Source organism: Akkermansia muciniphila, assembly GCF_900184965.1.
GTDB classification, from domain to species: domain Bacteria; phylum Verrucomicrobiota; class Verrucomicrobiia; order Verrucomicrobiales; family Akkermansiaceae; genus Akkermansia; species Akkermansia muciniphila_A.
The window spans coordinates 1-263 of sequence record NZ_FXYA01000110.1; the positions used below are offsets into that span (position 1 = coordinate 1).

Annotated in this window: 1 protein-coding gene; it reads right to left on the reverse strand. The window is 47.5% G+C overall.

Going from position 1 to position 263, the window contains the following annotated elements; genetic code table 11:
- Positions 1 to 77 precede the first annotated feature (77 nt).
- Positions 78 to 263: hypothetical protein (locus tag CI070_RS13825; RefSeq protein ID WP_218824046.1), on the reverse strand; the 186-nt coding region annotated here is incomplete at its 5' end.

Genomic DNA, 263 nt, shown 5'->3' on the forward strand with positions numbered 1-263 from the left:
CAGCTCCGGTATTTCCCCATAAAAGGCGGTTTTGTAAATGGCCGGATGTCAGAAAAATAAGGCCTTCCTCCGTATTTCTACTGATGCCTGCCTTGTAAAAGCCGTTTACCCTTTCCCAGGAGGCATCTCATTTTGGAGATGAACATCCGGCCGGGATCGTTTTGCTTCCGGAAATCCCTGATGTCATCTTTCCACGGAGATTTCTTCCAATACTTGTAGAACAATCCGTAATCCTGGCGAATGCTGTTGGGATGCCAGGGTTT